Raw genomic sequence first — 21,071 nt, 5'->3', positions numbered from 1 at the left:
GCTTAGATGGTAACTGAAGGCTTCTCCTGCGTAAACACAAGGGATTCGCCCCTGCCAGTCGCCGCGAACCGGCGGGCATCTGATATCATTGAGATTACATCGCTGAGACACAGCGTAAGCACAGCAGAAATAAGGAGCAGGGGATGACAGCACAATCCCGGGAAACGCATACGCCAGAAGGGCTGCGCGCCATCGTCGCGGGCGTATTAAGAAGCTTTGAGCATGCGACCCTTAAACAGAATCTCACCGCCCTGAAGGCGCTGCATCACGTGGCGCAGCTCGACGGAACGCTGCATATCGAACTGCTGATGCCGTTTGCCTGGGCCAGCGGCTTTGACGCGCTGAAAGAGCAGGTCAGCGTCGAGCTGCTGCGTCAGACCGGCGCGCGCGCCATCGACTGGCGGCTCAGTCACGAGATTGCCACGCTGAAACGGGTAAAAAATCAGCCGGGTGTGAACGGCGTCAAAAACATCATCGCGGTCAGCTCCGGCAAAGGCGGCGTCGGCAAATCCAGCACCGCCGTGAATATGGCACTGGCGCTGGCTGCGGAGGGCGCGCGGGTCGGTATTCTCGACGCCGATATCTATGGCCCGTCGGTGCCGGACATGCTTGGCACGCAGGACCAGCGGCCGACCTCGCCGGATGGCACCCACATGGCCCCGATAATGGCGCATGGGCTGGCGACCAACTCGATTGGCTATCTGGTCACCGATGACAACGCAATGGTGTGGCGCGGGCCAATGGCCAGCAAAGCCCTGATGCAGCTGCTGAACGAAACGCTGTGGCCAGAACTGGATTATCTGGTGCTGGATATGCCGCCCGGCACTGGCGACATTCAGCTGACGCTGGCGCAGAATGTGCCGGTTACCGGTGCGCTGGTGGTGACGACGCCACAGGACATCGCGCTGATTGATGCCCGCAAAGGGCTGGTGATGTTTGAAAAGGTCAACGTGCCGGTGCTGGGTGTGGTGGAAAACATGAGTATGCATATCTGCAGCCAGTGCGGCTTCCACGAGCCGATTTTCGGTACCGGCGGCGCTGAAAAACTGGTCAGGGATTACCAGACGCAGCTTCTGGCGCAGCTGCCACTGCATATCGATCTGCGTGAAGATCTTGATGAGGGAGAGCCGACGGTCATTCGCCGACCGGAGAGCGAGTTCACCACGCTCTATCGCCAGCTGGCCGGGCGGGTCGCCGCCCAGCTCTACTGGCAGGGCGAGGTGATCCCCGGCGATATCGCGTTCCGCGCGCTCTAAGCCCGACCCGACCCGCTGGCATAGTCTGAGGCCAGCGGGTAGTGCATTAATACATAGCCGCCATGTTCGCCTTCCCCCTGCGAAATCTTCTTCCAGCCATGTTTCAGGTAGAAAGCCTGCGCTGCGGTGTTCTTCAGCAGGCACTTCAGCGCACCGGTTGAGGTAAAACGCGCCTCGGCCGCCCTGAGCAGGGCGCTGCCAACGCCGCGACCCTGCCACTCAGGATCCACGTAGAGGCTGTGCAGGAAGTTATCATTCTCCAGCAGGCCGGCAAAGCCGGTACGCCGTCCATCTGCTTCGGCGACCAGCACGGTTTCCCCCAGAATCACCTCATCAAAATCTTCAAGTTGCCACTCGCTGCCGTCCAGCCAGTGCCAGTTATGCCTGCGTGCCGCCAGAAAGAGGGTACGCAAAAAGGGGCGATCGGCTTCAGTAAACGGGCGAATCTCCACAAGTCAGCTCCTTTATTATGAGGTCTTACAAAATTAGCAGCGATTTGCGGAAATGGCTGTGGAGGAGAAAGCGGGTTTCATGTCTGGAAAATCGCTGTACACTGCCTGCCGGGCCAGAAAGCATGAGGCTTTCAGCATTTGATAGCTTTCGTTAATCAGATTGATAACGTCTGCATATTAGATGTTGGCCCGGAAATTATGTAACCTGCATCACATATTTTAATGGAGGCCACCAGATGTCTATTATCAATACCAAAATCAAGCCGTTCAAAAACGCAGCATTCAAGAACGGCGAATTCATCGACGTAACCGAGAAAGACGTTGAAGGTAAATGGAGTGTGTTCTTCTTCTACCCAGCTGACTTCACCTTCGTCTGCCCGACCGAACTGGGCGACGTGGCTGACCACTATGAAGAGTTCCAGAAACTGGGCGTAGATATCTACTCCGTTTCGACCGACACCCACTTTACCCACAAAGCCTGGCACGGTTCTTCTGACACCATCGCAAAAATCAAATATGCGATGATCGGTGACCCGACTGGCGCGCTGACCCGTAACTTTGAAATCATGCGTGAAGACGAAGGTCTTGCTGACCGTGGCACATTCATTGTTGACCCACAAGGCGTTATCCAGGCTATCGAAATTACTGCAGAAGGCATTGGCCGCGACGCTTCTGACCTGCTGCGCAAAGTGAAAGCAGCGCAGTACGTGGCTTCACACCCAGGCGAAGTCTGCCCGGCAAAATGGAAAGAAGGTGATGCTACCCTGGCCCCATCTCTGGACCTGGTTGGTAAAATCTAATTCCGCTTCGGCCTTTCGACCATTCTCCAATCGGGTGCTGCGGCACCCGATTTTTTGACCAGGATATCACTATGCTCGACACTAATCTGAAGACGCAGCTCAGGGCCTACCTTGAGAAATTAACTAAACCTGTTGAGTTGATTGCCACCCTGGACGAGGGCGCTAAATCAACCGAGATCCGTGAACTGTTGGTTGATATCGCTGAGCTGTCTGAGAAAGTCAGTTTCCGCGAAGAGAACGATCGTCAGGTGCGCAAGCCCTCTTTCCTGATCACTAACCCAGGTTCGGACAGCGGCCCGCGTTTTGCCGGTTCGCCACTGGGTCACGAATTTACCTCACTGGTGCTGGCCCTGCTGCAGACCGGTGGGCATCCTTCGAAGGAAGCACAGAGCCTGCTGGACCAGATCGCGGCGCTGGATAGCGACTTCCATTTCGAAACGTACTATTCGCTCTCCTGCCACAACTGTCCTGACGTTGTGCAGGCGCTGAACCTGATGGCGGTCATTAACCCGCGCATCAGCCACACTGCTATCGACGGTGGTCTGTTCCAGAACGAGATTCAGGAACGGAATGTCATGGGTGTGCCAGCGATTTTCCTTAACGGTAAAGCGTTCGGCCAGGGCCGCATGAGCCTGGCGGAGATCGTCAGCAAAGTTGATACCAATGCAGACAAGCGTGCGGCTGAAGAGCTGAACAAGCGTGACGCCTATGACGTGCTGATTGTTGGCAGTGGTCCGGCGGGCGCTGCAGCAGCAGTCTACTCTGCACGTAAAGGGATCCGTACCGGCCTGCTCGGCGAGCGCTTCGGCGGCCAGGTGCTGGACACGGTCGATATTGAGAACTATATCTCCGTCCCGAAAACGGAAGGGGCAAAACTGGCAGGGTCACTGCGCGCTCACGTTGATGATTACAACGTGGATGTGATTGAAAGCCAGAGTGCGATCAAGCTGATTCCGGCCGTGAAAGAGGGCGGTTTACACGCCATCGAAACGGCTTCAGGTGCGGTACTGAAATCGCGCAGCATCATTCTGGCGACCGGTGCGCGCTGGCGTAACATGGGCGTACCGGGCGAAGAAGAGTATCGCACCAAAGGTGTGACCTACTGCCCGCACTGCGATGGTCCACTGTTTAAAGGCAAGCGCACGGCAGTCATTGGTGGCGGTAACTCCGGCGTGGAAGCCGCTATCGATCTGGCAGGCATCGTTGAACATGTCACACTGCTGGAGTTTGCCGGTGAAATGCGTGCCGACAAGGTGCTGCAGGATAAGCTGCGCAGCCTGAAAAACGTCGACGTGATCCTGAATGCGCAGACCACCGAAGTGAAAGGCGACGGCAGCAAAGTGACCGGCCTGCATTACCTTGATCGTACCACGCAGACCACCCACGAGCTGGCGCTCTCCGGTATCTTCGTCCAGATCGGTCTGCTGCCAAACACCCCATGGCTGGAAGGTGCGGTTGAGCGTAACAGGATGGGTGAGATCATCATCGATGCCAAATGCGAAACCAGCCTGAAAGGCGTGTTTGCTGCAGGTGACTGCACCACCGTGCCGTATAAACAGATTATTATCGCCAGCGGTGAAGGTGCTAAAGCCTCTCTGAGTGCGTTTGACTATCTGATCCGTACAAAATCGGCAGAATAACGCTTAACGAGTCAGACAAGAGCCCTGCAGCAGCCATGCTGCAGGGCTCTTTTTAGCCTGTTAATAGCCCGCCAGCGTCATGAGCATCATCCAGACTGGCGTCGTCACTGCCGCAAACAGCGTAGAAAAGAGCATGCTTGCCGCCGCAGGGCCGGTAATGACATTAAATTTCTGCGACATCAGATATACATTGACCCCGACTGCCATCGACCCCAGCAGCACCACGACTTTACTCTCCAGCGGGGGTAAACCAGTCAGCCAGGCCAGTGCCCATACCGTCATCGGCTGCAGTATCAGTTTCAGCAGGCAGATTGTGTAGCTCGCCTTTAAGCCGTCCCTGACCCGATAGTGCGCCAGGCTCATGCCCAATGTCACCAGCGACAGAGGCGCGGCCAGCGAGGCCAGCATCCTGAGCGGTTCAGCTGCCAGCAAGGGCAGGGGGCGCTGCAGGAAACTCCATGCGGTACCGCTGAGAATGCCGATAATGAGTGGATTCTTCAGCACGCCAGTGAGTGTGCGGTAAAGACTTTCCGGCGAAAAGCTGCCCTGTTTTGCCCACTCAACGGACACGGTCAGTAAGGTCCAGAGAATCAGGCTGTTAAAAACCAGTACCAGCGCCACCGGCGGCAGTGCATCGGGCCCCAGCAGAACCGTCGCCACCGGGATACCCAGCATGACGTTATTGGAAAAAATACCGCCCAGTGCAAATACCGACGCCGCCACCCCATCCAGATGGAACAGTCGTGTCGCCAGCATACGTCCCACGATGAATACCAGCAGGCAACCGCCAAAAAAAGCCAGCAGCAAACGGGCATCCACGGGCGGGCTTTGCGAAAAGGTACTCATTACCCGAAACAGCATGCAGGGCAGCGCGACGTTGAATACGAAACGATTCATACCTTCGCTGATACTGTCGGGCCAGTTGCGGAGGCGTGTCAGGCAATATCCCAGCAGGATTAGGATAAAGAGGGGCGCTGACAGATAAATCTGGTGGATCAGGTGTTCAGACAGGCGTGACATAGACGCAATCAATTCAGGCGATGAATAATGAACAGGCTAACAAATTGTTAAGTAAATGTTAACCCATGCGGGCCCGGCATTATCCCAATCGGAACGCTAGCCTAACCATCGACGTGCCTGCTGATCACTGATATCACGATAGTAGACGCGGTAAAGGGTTTCGCCGCAGCCCGGACAGTGGGCAGAAAGATATGTAGAGAGATACGATCTGCCGTTTGGCGCTACGGCCCCCTGACGTCTGATAGTAATGTTCTGCCATCGATGGCGGTGAGGAATAAGCGCTAAAAATCGCATCATACATCCTGAATAGTATGAAGTCCGGCTTCAGAGGTTTTCTGACGCCATGAGATGAAGGGGGTTTTACAATCAGGCGTTGAGCAGATTAGCGAGGTTGCGACAATCCGAATCGCTGCAAAAATCGTCTTCATCAGCTCTGGCTGGAATACCCACAAAGAGGTATACCAACACCCCGCGCATTTAGCCTTTTTTGGTCCCGCCAGACGTTGACCGGGATCATCGAAGCGGTTCGATTACCGATTATTTTCAGGCTTGCTTTAAGGATGGCTGGCTTATGCGTCAGGCCTTAACCCGACTCAGGTTGTCCTTCTTTGTGAAAGCTGAGAAATACCTGTATTGCCTGATGTGGATAATGCCAGAGCAGGAGGGCGATATTCGGCCTGCTTATCATCAAATCGACGCTTTATGTCGGTGGTAATGCATCTGAGGGATAAATAGGACTCAGGGCTGCGGCGTTTACTGCATTCTATATGTCTTCCGTCTGTTCTTCGGCAATAGTTGGTTGGGTGAAAAATATTCAGCACATACAGCAGAGGGCTGGCCATGATAAGATCGGAGGGATCACTAAGCACTATCTCCATAGGTTTTCTTATGGTTAGTTTCTTATGTGATTGCTGGGATTGACGGGGAGTACTGAATAGTTTCACTAACAGGCATTAAGGCTTGTATTGTCCGAAATCTGATAAATATATAAAGAACATGTGATCGTTAATCTTAAATGTTCGAAACACCCTGGCACCACCCAGACGATAAGAACAGGGGATAGAGTCTGCGAAAAGTTTCGGCTGGATTGCTGTAAATTTCATCAGTATGATTGTTGGCACAATCAGCGACTGAAACGAACACATGAGCAACCCCGAAGACTTAATACGGGAAATCTGTTTTTTATTGTCCGAAGTATCAACATCTTTGAGTGCGCGCAGGACTGTATGCATATCACCAATTCAGACAGGTCAATGTTATTCTTATATAGACATCGGCACTTTTGTGGGAAACAGGCTATAACACAACGCCATAAAGTTGCTGTAAGCGATTCACACCATAATCACCAGTGACATTTTGTCCTCGGACAAAAATCCCTTTGCAAGTCGTGACCGCTTCTCGATACTGCCAATAGGTTTCACGTGCACGCATCCACCTGAGCGCATTAACTAAACGTAAATACAGATGATCTTGTTAATCCCAGCTTCAAAGTATTAAGCCCAGCGGCTTTGAGCCGTTCAGTGATATTCCGCATTTGCTGAAATCAGTACCCAGGTCTGGCTTTAAGCCATACACCCTCGCAAAACGCTTTTGCCGTAACTTTTTACTGATGGTCGGCGTATTTGATCATCCGGAAGTGCATTTCTACCGTTTGACCATTTCGTGGTGCACTGTTGCTGGCTTGCTTAATGTTTCCGTGAACTGAGTTCTGTTATTTGTATGTCTCGCTTATCAAATTCAGATAATCAATAATTTTTGTCATTCAGATGTGGGATACAAACTGAGAGACAGGCTGGGTACAGCGTGAAGAAGCGATGACCAGGGAGAGGCTTGCGTTAGTAACCCACTTCCCCTAATCTGGCAAAAAGTAAGCTATTTTGTACCTAATGACTCGGGGTGCCCTTCTTTGTGAAGGCTGAGAAATACCCGTATTACCTGATCTGGATAATGCCAGCGTAGGGAAGTCTGATGCCTGACCGCATTCGCCTTCTTGTTCGCCGGTTGGGAGCTAACATGCTACAGCCATCTCAACACCTTTCCGCCGCGCATTTTGCGCCTTTTCTGCATGCGTTTCGCCGTCACTCACCGCTGGTCCACTGTATGACCAATGAGGTGGTACAGAACTTCACCGCCAACGTGCTGCTGGCACTGAACGCCTCTCCGGCGATGGTTATCGATGCTGACGAAGCCGCTGAGTTCAGCCGCTTTGCCGATGCGCTCCTCATCAATGTCGGTACTCTGACCCGCGAGCGCCAGCAGGCGATGCAGGCCGCCGTGTCCGCCGCCAGAGAGGCAGGCACGCCCTGGACGCTCGATCCGGTGGCGGTCGGCGCCCTGACGCTGCGCAGTGACTTCTGCCAGCAGTTGTTGAGTCAGGAACCGGCCGTGATCCGCGGCAATGCATCAGAGATTCTGGCGCTGGCAAAGCAGGCCAGCGGCGGACGCGGCGTGGATACGCTGCATCAGGCGGATGCGGCGATTGATGCCGCCCGGCAGCTCGCCACCACCTGGCGCACGCTGGTCATCGTCAGTGGGGAGGTGGACTACGCCACCGACGGTGCGCGGATCTTTGCGCTTCGCGGCGGCTCGCCCCTGATGACGCGGGTAGTCGGCACCGGCTGTGCACTGTCAGCGGTCGTGGCAGGATTCAGCAGCCTGCCCGGTGACCGGCTGCTAAACGTGGCCGCCGCCTGTCAGGTCATGTCGTCAGCGGGGGAGAGGGCGGCGTCACAGGCTGCCGCGCCGGGTAGTTTTGCCACGGCGTTTGTTGATGCACTCTGGACGCTGGAGGCACAGCATGAAACGTATTAATGCCCTGACGATTGCCGGGACCGATCCCAGCGGTGGCGCCGGGATTCAGGCCGACCTGAAAACGTTTTCCGCGCTGGGTGCCTATGGCACCAGCGTTATCACTGCGCTGGTGGCGCAGAACACCTGCGGCGTTCAGTCGGTCTGCCGTGTTGATCCGGACTTTGTGACCGCTCAGCTCGATTCGGTACTGAGCGATGTCCGCATCGACAGCGCGAAAATGGGCATGCTGTCGGAAACGGCTATCGTTGAGCAGGTGGCCGCCCGCCTGAAGCAGGCGGCAATTCCCTTTGTCGTGCTTGACACGGTGATGGTAGCGAAAAGCGGGGATGCGCTGCTTTCACCGGACGCCGTGGCCAGTGTCCGGGAGCTGTTACTGCCGCAGGTTTCGCTGATCACGCCTAATCTGCCGGAGGCCGCCGCCTTACTGGATTGTGCTCTCGCCACCAATGAGGCGGAGATGCGTGAGCAGGGACGGGCGCTGCTGGCGCTGGGCTGTCAGGCCGTGCTGATGAAGGGCGGGCACCTGGCGACGGGTGAGAGCCCGGACTGGCTGATCGCGCCCGATGCAGAGCAGCGATTCAGCACGCCGCGCGTCAACACCCGCCATACGCACGGCACAGGCTGTACGCTGTCAGCGGCGTTAACGGCCCTGCGTCCGCGCCATGCTGACTGGGCAGACACCCTCGCAGAGGCGAAAAGCTGGCTGCAGCAGGCGCTGCTGCAGGCAGATTCACTGGAGGTCGGGAAGGGCATCGGGCCGGTTCACCATTTTCATCAATGGTGGTAGTGATGCAGACCCTCACCGTCCTGGCGGACGGTGAGGGTCAGGGCGTTTCGAACCAGGCGCTGTTGCGCTCAGCAATCGGGGTGATGGAGAAGATCATCTCCTGCAGATGGAGACGCATGGCGGCTTCGGCCGCATCCGCATCGCCGGACGTCAGCGCGGCAAATATGGCGTCATGCTGCTCAATCAGCTTTTCCGGCGGGGAAACTTCACTCAGCGTCAGAAACCGTACCCGATCCATCGTCGCTTTAATGTTCTCTACCGTTTCCCACGCGAGCCTGCAGTCAATGCTTTCCGCAATCAGGCGATGAAACTCATCGTCCAGGCTGAGGAACGCCTGACTGTCATGGCGTGTGGCGGCCATGCGCTGCAGCTGCAGGTTATGCTCCAGCGCCATCAGCCCCTGGGCAGTGATCGTCTGCGCCGCACGCCGGACGACCGAGATTTCCACTGCTTCCCGGATAAAGCGGCCATCCGCCACCCGTTTGGCGGAAATTTTGCGCACGAAGGTGCCGCGCTGCGGTAATACCTGTACCAGTCCCGCCTCGGCCAGTTTGATAAACGCTTCCCGCACCGGCTGACGCGATACATTAAAGCGTGCGGAAACCTCTTTTTCTGAGAGCAGCGAGCCCGGCTGGATTGCGCAGGTGACGATGTCTTTGCGCAGATACCGGTAAATCTGCTGATTCACCGGTTCGCTGGTAGTAATGGTATAGGCGATCGACATGCAGCAATATCCATATTATGACTGGCCGGGGCCAGCACCATGGGGAAAGTGTCAGTCTAATCAGCACGCTGCGTCTGCGCCAGCCCTTTGTTGACCTGCCGCTGGCGGCGTTCAAGGCAGTGATGCACCGTCGCACGCGCGCCCTGCGTGCAGAGTTGCTGATACCAGTCGCTCAGCCGGGCGACCACGTCGCCGTTCTGCAGCAGATCCTCGCCAAAGACCTCACGCAGGGAAAGTAAGGCCCGAACGCGCGCCTCACCCTCTTCGCTGGCGGCTACACACTGCGCCAGTTGTTTCTGCATGGGATCGCGGATCGCAATCGTCTGGCCCTGTTCGTCCACGCCGCCGACGTAGCGCATCCAGCCCGCCACGCCCAGCAGCAGCAGGTCGCAGTCGCTACCGCGCTGCAGATGCCAGCGCAGGCTGTCAAGCAGGCGCTGAGGCAGCTTCTGGCTACCGTCGGTGGCGATTTGCCCGGTGCGGTGTTTAATCGCGCGGTTCTCATAACGGGCGATCAGCGAATCCGCATAGGCGTTAAGATCCACGCCCCGGGTACGCAGAGTAGGCGCCTGCTCATCCACCATCAGTGAACGGGCCGCGGCGCGAAAGTGGGGGTCGGCCATACAGTCGCTGATATGTTCATAGCCTGCCAGGAAACCAAGATAGGCCAGAAAAGAGTGGCTGCCATTCAGCATGCGCAGTTTCATCTCTTCATAGGGCAGGACATCGCTGACCAGTTCTGCGCCCGCTTTTTCCCATGCCGGTCGGCCATTGACGAAGTTATCTTCAATGACCCACTGGAAGAAAGGTTCCGCTTCGACGGCGACCGGATCGTGAGAACCCAGGCGTGCGTCAAGCGCGGTAAAGGCGGCATCGGTCATGGCTGGTACGATGCGATCCACCATGGTCGACGGGAAAGAAACCTGCTGCTGCACATAGTCGGCCAGCACCGGGTCCTGAAGCCGGGCAAGCTGCATAATAACGTTGCGTGTGACGTGGCCATTTTCCGGCATATTGTCACAGGACATCACGCTGAAGGCAGGCAGATTCCGATCCCGGCGGCGGCGTATCGCGGCCAGAATCAACCCTGGCAGCGAGCGCGGTGCGTCCGGATTCTGCAGGTCGTGGACGATATCGGGGTGATCCGGGTTTAAGTGACCACTGGCAGGCTGGTGGCAGTAGCCTTTCTCGGTCACGGTCATGGAGACAATTGCTACGTCGGGCTGAGACATCGCCTCGATGACCGCCTCAATCCCGTCGCTTTTAGCGTGCAGCGCCTCGGTAATGACGCCAATCACCCGGGTCTGCAATGCGTCATCGGCCATTTCCGTCAGGGTATAAAGCAGATGCTGCTCGCGCAGAGCCTGAATCAGCGCGCCGCTGTTGAGATTGACTTCGCAGTATCCCCAGTCGCTGCCCTGTTCCGCCAGTTTATCGCTGCACAGGGCCTGATGGGCTCGATGAAAGGCCCCGAAACCGATGTGCACCATGCGGGTTTTTAACTGACTGCGATCGTAAGCAGGGCGCCTGATCTCTGCGGGCAGGCGATCGATCTGTAACATAATCCGTCCTTATGGCAAGCGGGGCGAACAGCGCCCCAAAGCAGGGTTCTGTCAGAAATACCACTCAGACCGAAACCGGTTTATCGCGGGTTTTCGGACTGCGAATGACAAACAGCACCAGGAAAGCCCCCAGCGCAGCAACACACCCGGCCAGGACAAAGGCGCTATCGAATTTGCCGGTGTGCTGAACAATAAAGCCCGTGACAACAGGCCCGATAATGCCGGACAGGCTTCCTGTCAGATGGATAAAACCGCTGATGCTGCCGATGCGGCTTTTGTGGACCACATCCTGAATGATGGCCCAGTAAATCGCGCCGGTGATGTAGAGAAAGAAGATCGACACCGACATCATCATCACGGCGGGAACCACCTCTTTTATCGTACCCGCCAGCGCCACACAAATTGCGGCTGCCAGCAGTGAGACCACCAGCACAATTTTGCGCGACAACAACAGCTTGCCGGTAAGATTAAAGATTTTATCGGAGATCCAGCCGCCCAGCGCCAGGCCAACGAAGCCCACGATCCACGGAATCATCGTGGTGATACTCATCGATTTGATATCCAGTCCGTGCGCCTGTACCAGATAAGCCGGAAACCAGCTCAGAAAGAAGAACAGGATGTAGTTGTAGCAAAAGAAGGCAAAGGCGGTGACCAGAATAATGGGCTGGCGCAGATAGTAGCCAAAGGGATGCGGTGTCTCGGAAAGATCAACCTCATCATTCGGCGTGGCACTCTTCAGGCGCGCGATCAGCTGACGCTCATCATCCGTTATCCGTTTGCTTTTAGCCGGATTGTCTGCGGCAAAAAAGAGCCAGAACGCCATCCAGACCAGACCAATACAACAGACGATGATGAAGGCCGGCCGCCAGCCGAAAGCCAGTGCCAGATAGCCAATGATCGGGCCAGCCACTGCGCCTCCCAGCGGCGAACCGGCGCTCAGCAGGCCCATGGCCGTCGCGGCCTGTTTCCGGGGAAACCAGCCGTTGATCGCTTTGTTCGCTGAAGAGCAGATTGGCCCCTCCGCCATGCCGAACAGTATGCGCAGGATCAGCAGCGACCAGAAGCCGGTGGCCAGGGCGGTCATACCGCAGAAGACAGACCAGGCACCTACCGCTACGGCCAGGACGATTTTGGGGCCGAAGCGATCGGTGGCCAGGCCGCCGACAAAGTTAAACAGGGCGTAGCCAAAGAAGAAGCTGCCGAAAATAATGCCGAACTGCTCAGCATTAATCGCCAGATCTTTTTCAACCAGCGGAACCGTCAGCGACAGGGCAACGCGGTCCAGATAGTTAATCATGTACACCAGGAACAGCAGTAAAACGAGGGTCCAGCGCAGATTCTTGAACATACAAACTCCGGGGTCTGTTTTATCGTTTTAAAGGTGCCCGCGGACATGCTTCGGCACCGTTTCGGCACACCGGGCGTTAATCCATTTGCAGGATCACTTTGCAGCAGGTGCGCGGATCTTTCTCGAACAGTGTCATTGCCCGTTCCGCGTCCCTGAGCGGAAAGGCATGCGTAATCAGTTTTTCAGGCTGGAGTAACTGCTGTTCCATCCAGCCGATGACCTGCGGAAAACGATTGCTGTTCAGGCGGGAGGTAAAGAGCGACAGCTCTTTGCTGGTCAGGCTTTGCTGCGTAATGCTGCAGGGTTCGCCAGAGAAACCCAGCAGGCCGATGCGGGCAGCCGGTGAGGCGAGCGCCGCCGCTTCAGCCAGAATGGCGGGATGGCAGGCGGCGTCAATAATCAACGTCGGCTGCACGCCGCTGAGCTGCTCCGCCAGCGGAATGTCACCGTTATCGAAGCACTGGTCTGCGCCACTCTGCGCGGCCAGTGCCAGCCGTTCCGGCAGCCGATCCGCCACCATTACGCTCTTCACGCCATAGACTCCTTTCAGCACCTGCACGGCAGTGAGGCCCATCGGCCCGGCACCGTAGATCAAGGCGATATCGTCGGGCCGCGGCTGAAGAAACGCCGTGATGTTGGCGGCGACGGTAAAAGGCTCGATCAGGCTGGCGAGCCGATCGGGAAGGGTGTCCGGCAACGGCCAGGCATTGCGGGCGGGCGCCAGCGCATAGTCGCTGAAGCCGCCGTCGCGGTGTACGCCAATCACCTGCAGTGTGGTGCAGACGTTGGGCCGTCCGACGGAACAGGGATAGCAGCTGCCGCAGCTGATGACCGGATCGACGGCAACGCGCTGACCCAGGCGGGCCGCATCCACTCCGTCGCCCACCGCATCGATCACACCAAAAAACTCATGGCCGATGACCCGGGGATAGCGGGCGAACGGGTTGTGGCCGTGCCAGATATGGATGTCCGAGCCGCAGATACTGGCGCAGGTCACCTTTACCCGCACTTCGCCTGTAGCGGGTTGCGGCAGGGGCCGCTCTGCGATCGTCAGTTTTCCCGGCTGTTCAATCACGACGCTTTTCATCTGCTTCTCCTTACCAGTTCCAGAGGGTGCCATCTTCAAGACGGGCGACCGGCAGATAAGCAGGCTCATAGGGATATTTCGCCGCCAGCTTTTCGTTAAAGTCGATGCCGAGGCCGGGCCTGTCGCCGGGATGCATGTAGCCCTGATCAAAGCGCCAGCTGGCATCAAACAGCGCCATCATCTGTTCAGAGAAGCCCATATACTCCTGCACGCCAAAATTCGGCACCCAGAGGTCAAAGTGCAGCGCCGCCGCCATGCAGACCGGCGAGAGATCGGAGGGACCATGCGAGCCGGTGCGTACCTGATAAAGCGAGGCAAAATCCGCGATACGCCGCATGCCGGTAATGCCGCCCGCGTGGGTGAGGGTGGTGCGGATATAGTCGATCAGCTGCTCTTCAATCAGCTGCTTACAATCCCAGATGCTGTTGAACACTTCGCCCACCGCAATCGGAGTCACGGTGTGCTGGCGGATCAGGCGGAAACAGGCCTGATTCTCCGCAGGCGTCGGATCCTCCATCCAGAACAGGCGATAATCTTCCACGCTCCTGCCAAAGCGGGCCGCTTCGATCGGCGTCAGGCGATGGTGCATGTCATGCAGCAGATGTTCATCGAAACCAAATTTGTCGCGGATCGCGGCGAACAGTTTTGGGGTGAAGTCGAGATATTTTTCGGTTGACCAGAGCTGCTCTTCCGGCCAGGTGCCTTTCGTTGCAGGCTCATACGCCAGCCCTTTGCCCTTCGCCATGCCGTAGGTGGTTTTCATGCCCGGCACGCCGCACTGCGCGCGAATCGCTTTAAAGCCCATCTCTTTGTGCTTCGCATAGTCATCCATGACTTCGTCGATGGAGTGGCCGGTGGTGTGGCAATAGACCATCACCCCGGTTCGTGAAGCGCCGCCCAGCAGCTGATAAAGCGGCATGTCCGCAGCTTTGCCTTTGATATCCCACAGTGCCATATCGACAGCAGAGATGGCGGACATTGTTACCGGACCACGACGCCAGTAAGCGCCCTTGTAGAAGTATTGCCAGATCTCCTCGATCTGATGGGCATCGCGGCCGATCAACTGTGGACAGATATGATCTTTCAGATAGGAGGCGACCGGCAGCTCACGGCCGTTCAGTGTAGCGTCACCCACACCGGTCAGACCCTGGTCGGTCGTAATCTTCAGCGTGACAAAGTTCCTGCCAGCGCAGGTGACAAAGACTTCCGCCTTTACAATTTTCATTCTCTATACCTCTCATCCGTGTTCAATGATGAAAAAGTACGCGCTTTAATACTACCATACAAGTAAGGCTGGCAGAGTTGTGAAGGGAATCACAGAGTGTGGTACACGGGCAAATCACAGGACAGAAAGGAGCTGGCGCAGAAAGGGAGGCTGCTTCAGTTCATGACATAAACGGGCAGGTAACGGGGGCTGATGCCCCCGTTAGCGGTAATCAGGAAAGCAGATCGCACTGCGGTGGCAGGCGGCAGCTCAGTGCGCCAGCCATGACCTCAATGACAAATTCGCGGCCGGAAAGCGGCTCACCGTCCAGGTTAAAGGTCATCTCGTGCGGAGAACGGATGGTCAGGGATTCCAGCTGTGTGGTGATGATACCCGGATTGTCGTCGTCGCCGGTCAGGGAGTGCAGCAACGTCGGCAGCAACTCCTGGGCGGTGACGATACTCACATCCAGCCGGCCATCGTTGATCAGGGCTGAGGGACATAACCGCTGACCACCGCCCGCCTGACGTCCATTGCCGATACCGATCACCAGCGCATCGCCCTGCCAGGCGAAACCGGGCCCGCTGATTTCACAGGTGTCGGGTTTCAGCGTATCCATGCGCATCAGGCCGTGAATAAAGTAGGAGACGCCGCCCAGCGCCGACTTCAGTTTTTCCGGGGTTTCGGTGGTGATGCGGGTGCCGAATCCGCCAGTCGCCATGTTAATGAAGTAGTGGCTCTGGTTTACCCGGGCCAGATCGATAGTGTGTGCTTTACCCTGAATCGCCAGCCGCAGAGCGGGCTCCATCTCTTCCGGAATGCCGACGCTGGTGGCAAAGTCATTGGCGGTGCCCAGCGGCAGAATGCCCAGCACCGGACGATGCTCCGCATCAGACGCCGCCAGCGCCGTCGCGATTTCATTAATGGTACCATCACCACCGCCTGCCACTACGGTTTCTGCCTGCAGCGCAATCGCCTCTTTGACGTAACGGTCGCCGTCACCTTTTTCAAACGTGACACGCACCGCAATGTCGAAACCTTGTTCACGCAGGGCAGTAATCGCGTCGCGCAGATCTTCATTACCCGCGCCTTTCCCGTTCAGGATGAGCAGCGTAAGCGGTTTATTATCCATTTTGCGTTCCTTGAGGATCTACAGAGTAAGAAAGGAGTTTATAACATAGCTGCCAGCAGCAAATTATTGGAGAAAGAGAGAAGAAAACCCGCACGGGGGAGCCGGGCGGGTAAATGAGGTGGTTCCTGGTAAATCTGCCGTTTGTTGTTACTCGTTAGCAGCAGGCGGGACTATAAAGCAGTGTCCGGCAGGGGTCTGTGATCCTGTTCTGATTTCAACAAATTGTTTCCGTTGGTAAACGATTATGCGGATCGCGGGTATCTTCGCCGTGATCGAAGTTACGCAGCAGCAGGGCAAACTGCAGATCCACCTCTTCAGGCACCTGCAGCCAGACGCGATGACCATCTCCCGGCGCACTTTCCGTGGGCTCACCACGGGCATTCTGCAGGGCATCAATCCGGCATTGCAGATTCCCTGCTGGCGTCATGATTTCCACGCTGTCGTGCAGCATAAACTTGTTCTTTACCGCCACTTCCGCCCATTCAGCGCGCCGCTCGCCGGTAAATTCGCCGACAAACTGCTGGCGATCGGAAACCGAAAAGCCCTGCTGGTAGTTCTGATAGCTGTCATGCGTGTGGCGGCGCAGGAAGCCTTCGGTGTAGCCACGATGAGCCAGGCCCTCCAGGGTCTGCAGCAGCGAAGGATCAAAAGGCTTTCCGTCGGCGGCATCATCAATCGCCCGGCGATAAACCTGCGCGGTGCGGGCGCAGTAGTAGTAGGATTTGGTGCGGCCCTCGATTTTCAGCGAATGCACGCCCATCCCACTGAGCCGCTCCACATGGGCGACCGCACGCAGATCGCGCGAATTCATGATGTAGGTGCCATGCTCATCCTCGAAGGCGCTCATGATCTCGCCGGGTTTCATCTTCTCTTCCAGCAGAAACACCTTGTCGGTCGGCTGGCCCACGCCCAGCGTGGGGGTCACTTCCTGCACCGCAAGGGGTTCATGGATACCCACGATGTTCCCTGCCTCATCCTGCTGACCTTCGGCCACTTTGTACTCCCAGCGGCAGGCGTTGGTGCAGGTGCCCTGATTCGGGTCGCGCTTATTCATGTAGCCCGACAGCAGGCAGCGACCGGAATAGGCCATGCAGAGCGCACCGTGAACAAAGACTTCCAGCTCCATTTCCGGCACCTGCTGACGGATCTCAGCGATCTCTTCCAGCGAGAGCTCACGCGACAGGATCACCCGGCTCAGCCCCATCTGCTGCCAGAATTTCACCGTCGCCCAGTTGACCGCGTTGGCCTGCACCGACAGATGAATCGGCATCGCCGGAAAGGCCTCCCGCACCAGCATAATCAGGCCGGGATCGGACATGATCAGCGCGTCGGGCTGCATGGCCACGACCGGCGTCAGGTCGCGGATAAAGGTTTTCAGCTTGGCGTTATGCGGCGCAATGTTGACGACCACATAGAACTTTTTGCCCAGTGCGTGGGCCTCGCGGATGCCCAGCGCAAGATTTTCGTGAGTAAATTCGTTGTTGCGGACCCGCAGGCTGTAGCGCGGCTGGCCGGCATAGACGGCATCGGCACCGTAGGCAAAGGCGTAACGCATGTTTTTCAGCGTGCCGGCAGGGGAAAGAAGCTCAGGTTTCATGTTTTTCTCACTGATGTCAGGTCAGCATGCCGCCGCAGGCGGCAGGTGCAGGGCGATAAGCCCTGCAAAAGGTGCGGAATTGTAGGCAGTGAGAAAAGGGAAGTAAATTGATCGGGATCAAACTAGATCAAATGACAGGCATCGGCCTCCCAGCGATAGCCCATGCCGTAGACGGCGCGGATAAACGGCTGCTCGCTGTCGAGCGTCTCCAGCTTGCGGCGCAGATTTTTGATGTGGCTGTCGATGGTGCGATCCGTGACTACGCGATAATCATCATAGAGATGGTTAAGCAGCTGTTCGCGTGAAAAGACCTTGCCCGGTTCCAGCGACAGCGTTTTCAGCAGGCGGAATTCGGCGGGCGTGAGATCGAGCGCTTTATCACGCCAGCTGGCGGAGAAGCGGCTCTCATCAACCCGCAGCAGCGAGGCGCTCTGCGGCTCTTCAGCCGAACGTCTGACCCGGCGCAGAATGGTTTTTACCCGTGCCACCACCTCACGCGGGCTGAAGGGTTTGCAGATGTAATCATCTGCGCCCAGCTCCAGCCCGAGAAGCCGGTCGATCTCTTCGGTGCGCGCCGTCACCATAATAATCGGCAGGTCGGAATGGCGGCGGATTTCACGGCATAACGTTAAGCCGTCGATGCCGGGCAGCATTAAATCCAGCAGCATCAGGTCGGGTGGCGTCTGGCGGACATACTCCAGCACCGCATTGCCGTCGGCGATGTGATGGGTACGGTAATTTGAGGCGAGCAGATAATCGATCATCAGCTGCGCCAGTTTCGGCTCATCTTCGACCACCAGAATCAGCGGATCGGGGGTTTCCTGGCTCATAAGCGTCTACACAGGGGGAACATAGCGCAAGTGTAGCGCGATTTTCAGTCCACCTAAATCAGAGTGCGCCGCATGCAGGTCGCCGCCATGCGCTGCCGCAATATTTTTACAGATGGCAAGGCCAAGGCCTGAGCCGCCGCTGGCACGGTTGCGCGATCCTTCAGTGCGGAAAAAACGCTCAAAAATCTGCGCCTGATAGGCCTTATCCACGCCCGGCGCACTGTCATCAAATTCGATCTGCCAGTCTGGCGCCTCGTACCGTAGTGTCACCTCCACCCGGCCTCCGCTGTCGGTATAGCGCAGGCTGTTCTCCAGCAGGTTAGTAAACAGCTGCATCAGGCGGTCAGGATCGCCAAAGAAAGGAGCCAGGTCGGGCAGATTCAGTTTCAGCGTTAGCTGATGCGCGCGATAACGTTCGGCGAAGCTGCCCGCCGTCACTTCCAGCAGCTGCACCAGATCGGTCGCCTGTTTGCGGTAGGCGAGGGCGCCGACGTCGGACAGCGACAGCTGATGCAGGTCGTCGACCAGCTTGCTCAGCACCCCCACTTCACTCTGCAGTGAGGCGATCGCTTCCGGCGTCAGTTTGCGCACGCCATCCTGCATCGCTTCCAGCTCACCCCGCAGAATCGCCAGCGGCGTTCGCAGCTCGTGAGAGATATCGGCCATAAAAGCCCGGCGCATGCTTTCATTTTTCTCCAGCGAACGGGCAAGAAGGTTAAAGTCACCCGCCAGCTGCCCCAGTTCATCCCGGCTGCTGACTTCGACGCGGGTGGCGAAGTTGCCAGCCGCCAGATGATGGGTGCCGTCAACCAGACGCTTTACCGGGGCCAGCAGACCGCGAGCCATCAGCCAGGTGGCCAGCGCCGCCAGCAGGGTCGACAGGCCGACGATGATCCAGCTGGTGCGCCGCTGCTGAAGATCAAAGTTGATGTCAGTACTGCGCGTCAGCCGCTCCGGCGGTGAGCCGATGACCCAGCCGACTATCTTACCGGTGCTGGTGGTGATATTGCGCCGCGTGCCCTCCGGCGGCACCGGCCCCGGCGGGCCGACCATCACTTTATACTGCTGGTCGAGCACCCAGAACTGAGTGCGCCAGCCGTGAGGCGGCAGCTGACTGCTGCTGTCCGGATTCTGCTCCAGCGAACGCAGCATGGTAAAGATCAGTCGGTCGTTGTGACGTAAAAAATCCCAGTTGCCGTGCTGCTCATACTGGTCGGCCAGCGCATCGCTGAGCAGGTTCAGGCGCTGCTGATTGCCGCGCTTGATGTAATCGACGAAGCCATGTTCGAAGCTGAGCCGCACGCCCCAGTGCATGGTGATCAGCACCAGCATGCAGGTGGCAAAGATTGCCATAAACAGTTTCGCCCCGATTCCCAGGCGCAGATTCACTCTCATTTTTTTCTCCGGCGTCTCAGATCAACGTTGGTACTCACCTGGGATGGAACACGCCAGAACACCAGCGCGGGCAGGATGATAATCAGCGACATGCAAAGGTAGGTATAAATAAACATCGGGTGGTCCGCCGCGCTGCCCGCTGCGCTCTCCTGCGCAAACGCGCCCAGCAGCAGTCCGGCCACTGTGACGCCTATACTCATCGACAACTGCATGATCATCGACAGCAGGCTGTTGCCGCTGGAGGCGAGCTCATCGGGCAGCTCTTTCAGCGTCAGGGTATTCATCGACGAGAAGCGAATGGCGTTAACCATCCCCTGCAGAAACAGCACCAGCGGCAGCAGCCAGATCCAGCCCAGCATCGCCACCAGCGGGAACAGCAGCACCACCAGTGCCAGTGCCACGGTCGACATCACCAGCACCCGCCGGTAACCATAGAGATTGACGACGCGCACCACGATGCGCTTCATCCCCATGTTACCCAGCACCATCGGAATCATCATCAGACCCGCGTGGAACGGGCTGTAGCCCATGCCGAGCTGCAGAAAAATAGGGGTAATAAAGGGCAGCATGCCACTGCCGATGCGGCCGGTGAAGCTGCCGAGCAGGCCAATTGCGTAAAGGGGATGATCAAACAGCTTCAGGCTGAAGAGTGCGTTATCGTTGCCACGGGCATGCAGCAGATAAAACAGCAGCGAGAAGGTGCCCGCCAGAATCATACCGCCCAGCAGGAGAGGAGAGCCGCCGCTGCTGCGCTGACCATCCAGCGCCAGAGTCAGGGTCGCCATCCCGGCCGCCAGCAGAATAAAACCGGCAAAATCGAATTGCCGCGTCTGCATACGGTAGTTGGGCATCAGCATCTGGGTCGCGATAGCGCCCGCGATGCCGACCGGGATATTGATCAGGAAGATCCAGTGCCAGCTGGCGTATTCTACCAGCACGCCACCCAGTGCCGGGCCGAGCAGCGGGCCGATCTGGCCGGGCAGGGTGACAAAGGTCATCGCGGACATGTACTGCTCACGCGGCACGATTTTCATGACCGTAAGACGGCCCACCGGCACCATCATCGCGCCGCCAATGCCCTGAACAACCCGCGACAGCACCAGCTGATCCAGCGTGCCGGCAAGGGCGCACAACAGCGATCCCAGACTGAACAGCACAATCGCGCTGAAAAAGATGTTACGCACGCCAAAGCGGTCCGCCAGCCAGCCGCTGACTGGCAGCATGACCGCTACCGTCAGCACGTAATAGACGATCACTGCATGCATGTGCAGCGGGCTGACACCCAGATCGTGTGCCATCGAGGGGATCGCGGTATTCACGATGGTGGTGTCCAGCGTCTGCATAAAGAAGCCGATGGCAACAATCCATAACTGCCCGCGGACGTTAGTGCTTTGCGTACTCATCGATTCCCCCCGATAACGGCGTT

Annotated in this window: 18 protein-coding genes, 1 pseudogene and 1 riboswitch; of the genes and pseudogenes, 5 read left to right on the top strand and 14 right to left on the bottom strand. The window is 57.4% G+C overall.

Translation table 11 applies throughout. The features are described 5' to 3' along the window. Positions 1-143 precede the first annotated feature (143 nt). Positions 144-1,256, top strand: coding sequence for an iron-sulfur cluster carrier protein ApbC (apbC, locus tag ACLHDD_RS09230; protein ID WP_427103877.1), 1,113 nt, complete (start codon positions 144-146; stop codon positions 1,254-1,256). Here apbC and ACLHDD_RS09225 read toward each other — a convergent pair. Further along, complete coding sequence (locus ACLHDD_RS09225) at positions 1,253-1,708, bottom strand: N-acetyltransferase family protein (RefSeq protein ID WP_427103876.1); 456 nt, start codon at positions 1,706-1,708, stop codon at positions 1,253-1,255. The two genes, apbC and ACLHDD_RS09225, sit on opposite strands and share 4 nt — an antisense overlap. A gap of 236 nt (positions 1,709-1,944) precedes the next feature. Here ACLHDD_RS09225 and ahpC point away from each other — a divergent pair, with 236 nt between their 5' ends. Together ahpC and ahpF are read left to right on the top strand one after the other, a co-directional pair. Further along, positions 1,945-2,508 (top strand): alkyl hydroperoxide reductase subunit C, encoded by a 564-nt coding sequence (ahpC, locus tag ACLHDD_RS09220; protein ID WP_313654011.1) that lies wholly within the window; start codon positions 1,945-1,947, stop codon positions 2,506-2,508. A gap of 71 nt (positions 2,509-2,579) precedes the next feature. Then, positions 2,580-4,148: an alkyl hydroperoxide reductase subunit F gene (ahpF, locus tag ACLHDD_RS09215; protein ID WP_427103875.1), complete on the top strand. Its 1,569-nt coding sequence runs from the start codon at positions 2,580-2,582 to the stop codon at positions 4,146-4,148. Between the two features lie 60 nt (positions 4,149-4,208). On the opposite strand, the gene ACLHDD_RS09210 is transcribed toward ahpF, so the two are convergent. The 3 genes and pseudogenes from ACLHDD_RS09210 to ACLHDD_RS09200 all read right to left on the bottom strand — a co-directional run bounded on the left by ACLHDD_RS09210 (position 4,209) and on the right by ACLHDD_RS09200 (position 6,858). Then, complete coding sequence (locus ACLHDD_RS09210) at positions 4,209-5,168, bottom strand: AEC family transporter (RefSeq protein ID WP_427103874.1); 960 nt, start codon at positions 5,166-5,168, stop codon at positions 4,209-4,211. Between the two features lie 96 nt (positions 5,169-5,264). Next, entirely contained in the window at positions 5,265-5,462 is a 198-nt protein-coding gene (locus ACLHDD_RS09205; protein WP_427103873.1) for a hypothetical protein, read from the bottom strand. Between the two features lie 1,150 nt (positions 5,463-6,612). Then, a pseudogene (locus ACLHDD_RS09200) lies at positions 6,613-6,858 on the bottom strand (HTH-like domain-containing protein). 192 nt (positions 6,859-7,050) lie between these two features. After that, a riboswitch (TPP riboswitch) is annotated at positions 7,051-7,147 on the top strand. Between the two features lie 34 nt (positions 7,148-7,181). Between ACLHDD_RS09200 and thiM the strand changes: the two are divergent. Then, positions 7,182-7,979: a hydroxyethylthiazole kinase gene (gene thiM, locus ACLHDD_RS09195; protein ID WP_427103872.1), complete on the top strand. Its 798-nt coding sequence runs from the start codon at positions 7,182-7,184 to the stop codon at positions 7,977-7,979. Next, on the top strand, positions 7,966-8,766 hold the full coding sequence (gene thiD / locus ACLHDD_RS09190) for a bifunctional hydroxymethylpyrimidine kinase/phosphomethylpyrimidine kinase (RefSeq protein ID WP_427103871.1): 801 nt from the start codon (positions 7,966-7,968) through the stop codon (positions 8,764-8,766). The genes thiM and thiD overlap by 14 nt, the downstream gene beginning before the upstream one ends. A gap of 37 nt (positions 8,767-8,803) precedes the next feature. On the opposite strand, the gene ACLHDD_RS09185 is transcribed toward thiD, so the two are convergent. The 10 genes from ACLHDD_RS09185 to mdtD form a co-directional block, all read right to left on the bottom strand. Further along, positions 8,804-9,490: a GntR family transcriptional regulator gene (locus ACLHDD_RS09185; protein WP_427103870.1), complete on the bottom strand. Its 687-nt coding sequence runs from the start codon at positions 9,488-9,490 to the stop codon at positions 8,804-8,806. Between the two features lie 56 nt (positions 9,491-9,546). After that, entirely contained in the window at positions 9,547-11,052 is a 1,506-nt protein-coding gene (locus tag ACLHDD_RS09180) for a mannitol dehydrogenase family protein (protein ID WP_427103869.1), read from the bottom strand. A gap of 64 nt (positions 11,053-11,116) precedes the next feature. Next, entirely contained in the window at positions 11,117-12,400 is a 1,284-nt protein-coding gene (locus ACLHDD_RS09175) for an MFS transporter (RefSeq protein WP_427103868.1), read from the bottom strand. A gap of 76 nt (positions 12,401-12,476) precedes the next feature. After that, positions 12,477-13,487 (bottom strand): Zn-dependent oxidoreductase, encoded by a 1,011-nt coding sequence (locus ACLHDD_RS09170; protein WP_427103867.1) that lies wholly within the window; start codon positions 13,485-13,487, stop codon positions 12,477-12,479. A 10-nt stretch (positions 13,488-13,497) separates the two neighbouring features. Further along, on the bottom strand, positions 13,498-14,712 hold the full coding sequence (manD, locus tag ACLHDD_RS09165; protein WP_427103866.1) for a D-mannonate dehydratase ManD: 1,215 nt from the start codon (positions 14,710-14,712) through the stop codon (positions 13,498-13,500). Between the two features lie 211 nt (positions 14,713-14,923). Then, entirely contained in the window at positions 14,924-15,823 is a 900-nt protein-coding gene (gene yegS / locus ACLHDD_RS09160; RefSeq protein ID WP_427103865.1) for a lipid kinase YegS, read from the bottom strand. A gap of 214 nt (positions 15,824-16,037) precedes the next feature. Further along, positions 16,038-17,420 (bottom strand): tRNA 5-hydroxyuridine modification protein YegQ, encoded by a 1,383-nt coding sequence (gene yegQ, locus ACLHDD_RS09155; protein WP_427103864.1) that lies wholly within the window; start codon positions 17,418-17,420, stop codon positions 16,038-16,040. Between the two features lie 122 nt (positions 17,421-17,542). Then, a complete protein-coding gene (gene baeR / locus ACLHDD_RS09150) occupies positions 17,543-18,250 on the bottom strand; it encodes a two-component system response regulator BaeR (RefSeq protein WP_427103863.1) in 708 nt (235 codons plus the stop codon). Positions 18,251-18,256: 6 nt separating this feature from the next. Beyond that, on the bottom strand, positions 18,257-19,645 hold the full coding sequence (gene baeS, locus ACLHDD_RS09145; RefSeq protein WP_427103862.1) for a two-component system sensor histidine kinase BaeS: 1,389 nt from the start codon (positions 19,643-19,645) through the stop codon (positions 18,257-18,259). After that, on the bottom strand, positions 19,642-21,048 hold the full coding sequence (mdtD, locus tag ACLHDD_RS09140; protein WP_427103861.1) for a multidrug transporter subunit MdtD: 1,407 nt from the start codon (positions 21,046-21,048) through the stop codon (positions 19,642-19,644). Before mdtD ends, baeS begins: the two co-directional genes overlap by 4 nt. Between the last annotated feature and the right edge of the window lie 23 nt (positions 21,049-21,071).

The sequence above is a fragment of the Pantoea sp. NSTU24 genome (assembly GCF_050157905.1).
GTDB lineage: Bacteria > Pseudomonadota > Gammaproteobacteria > Enterobacterales > Enterobacteriaceae > Pantoea.
Note: the sequence above shows the minus strand (reverse complement) of the source record. Positions and strands in the feature narration are given on the sequence as shown.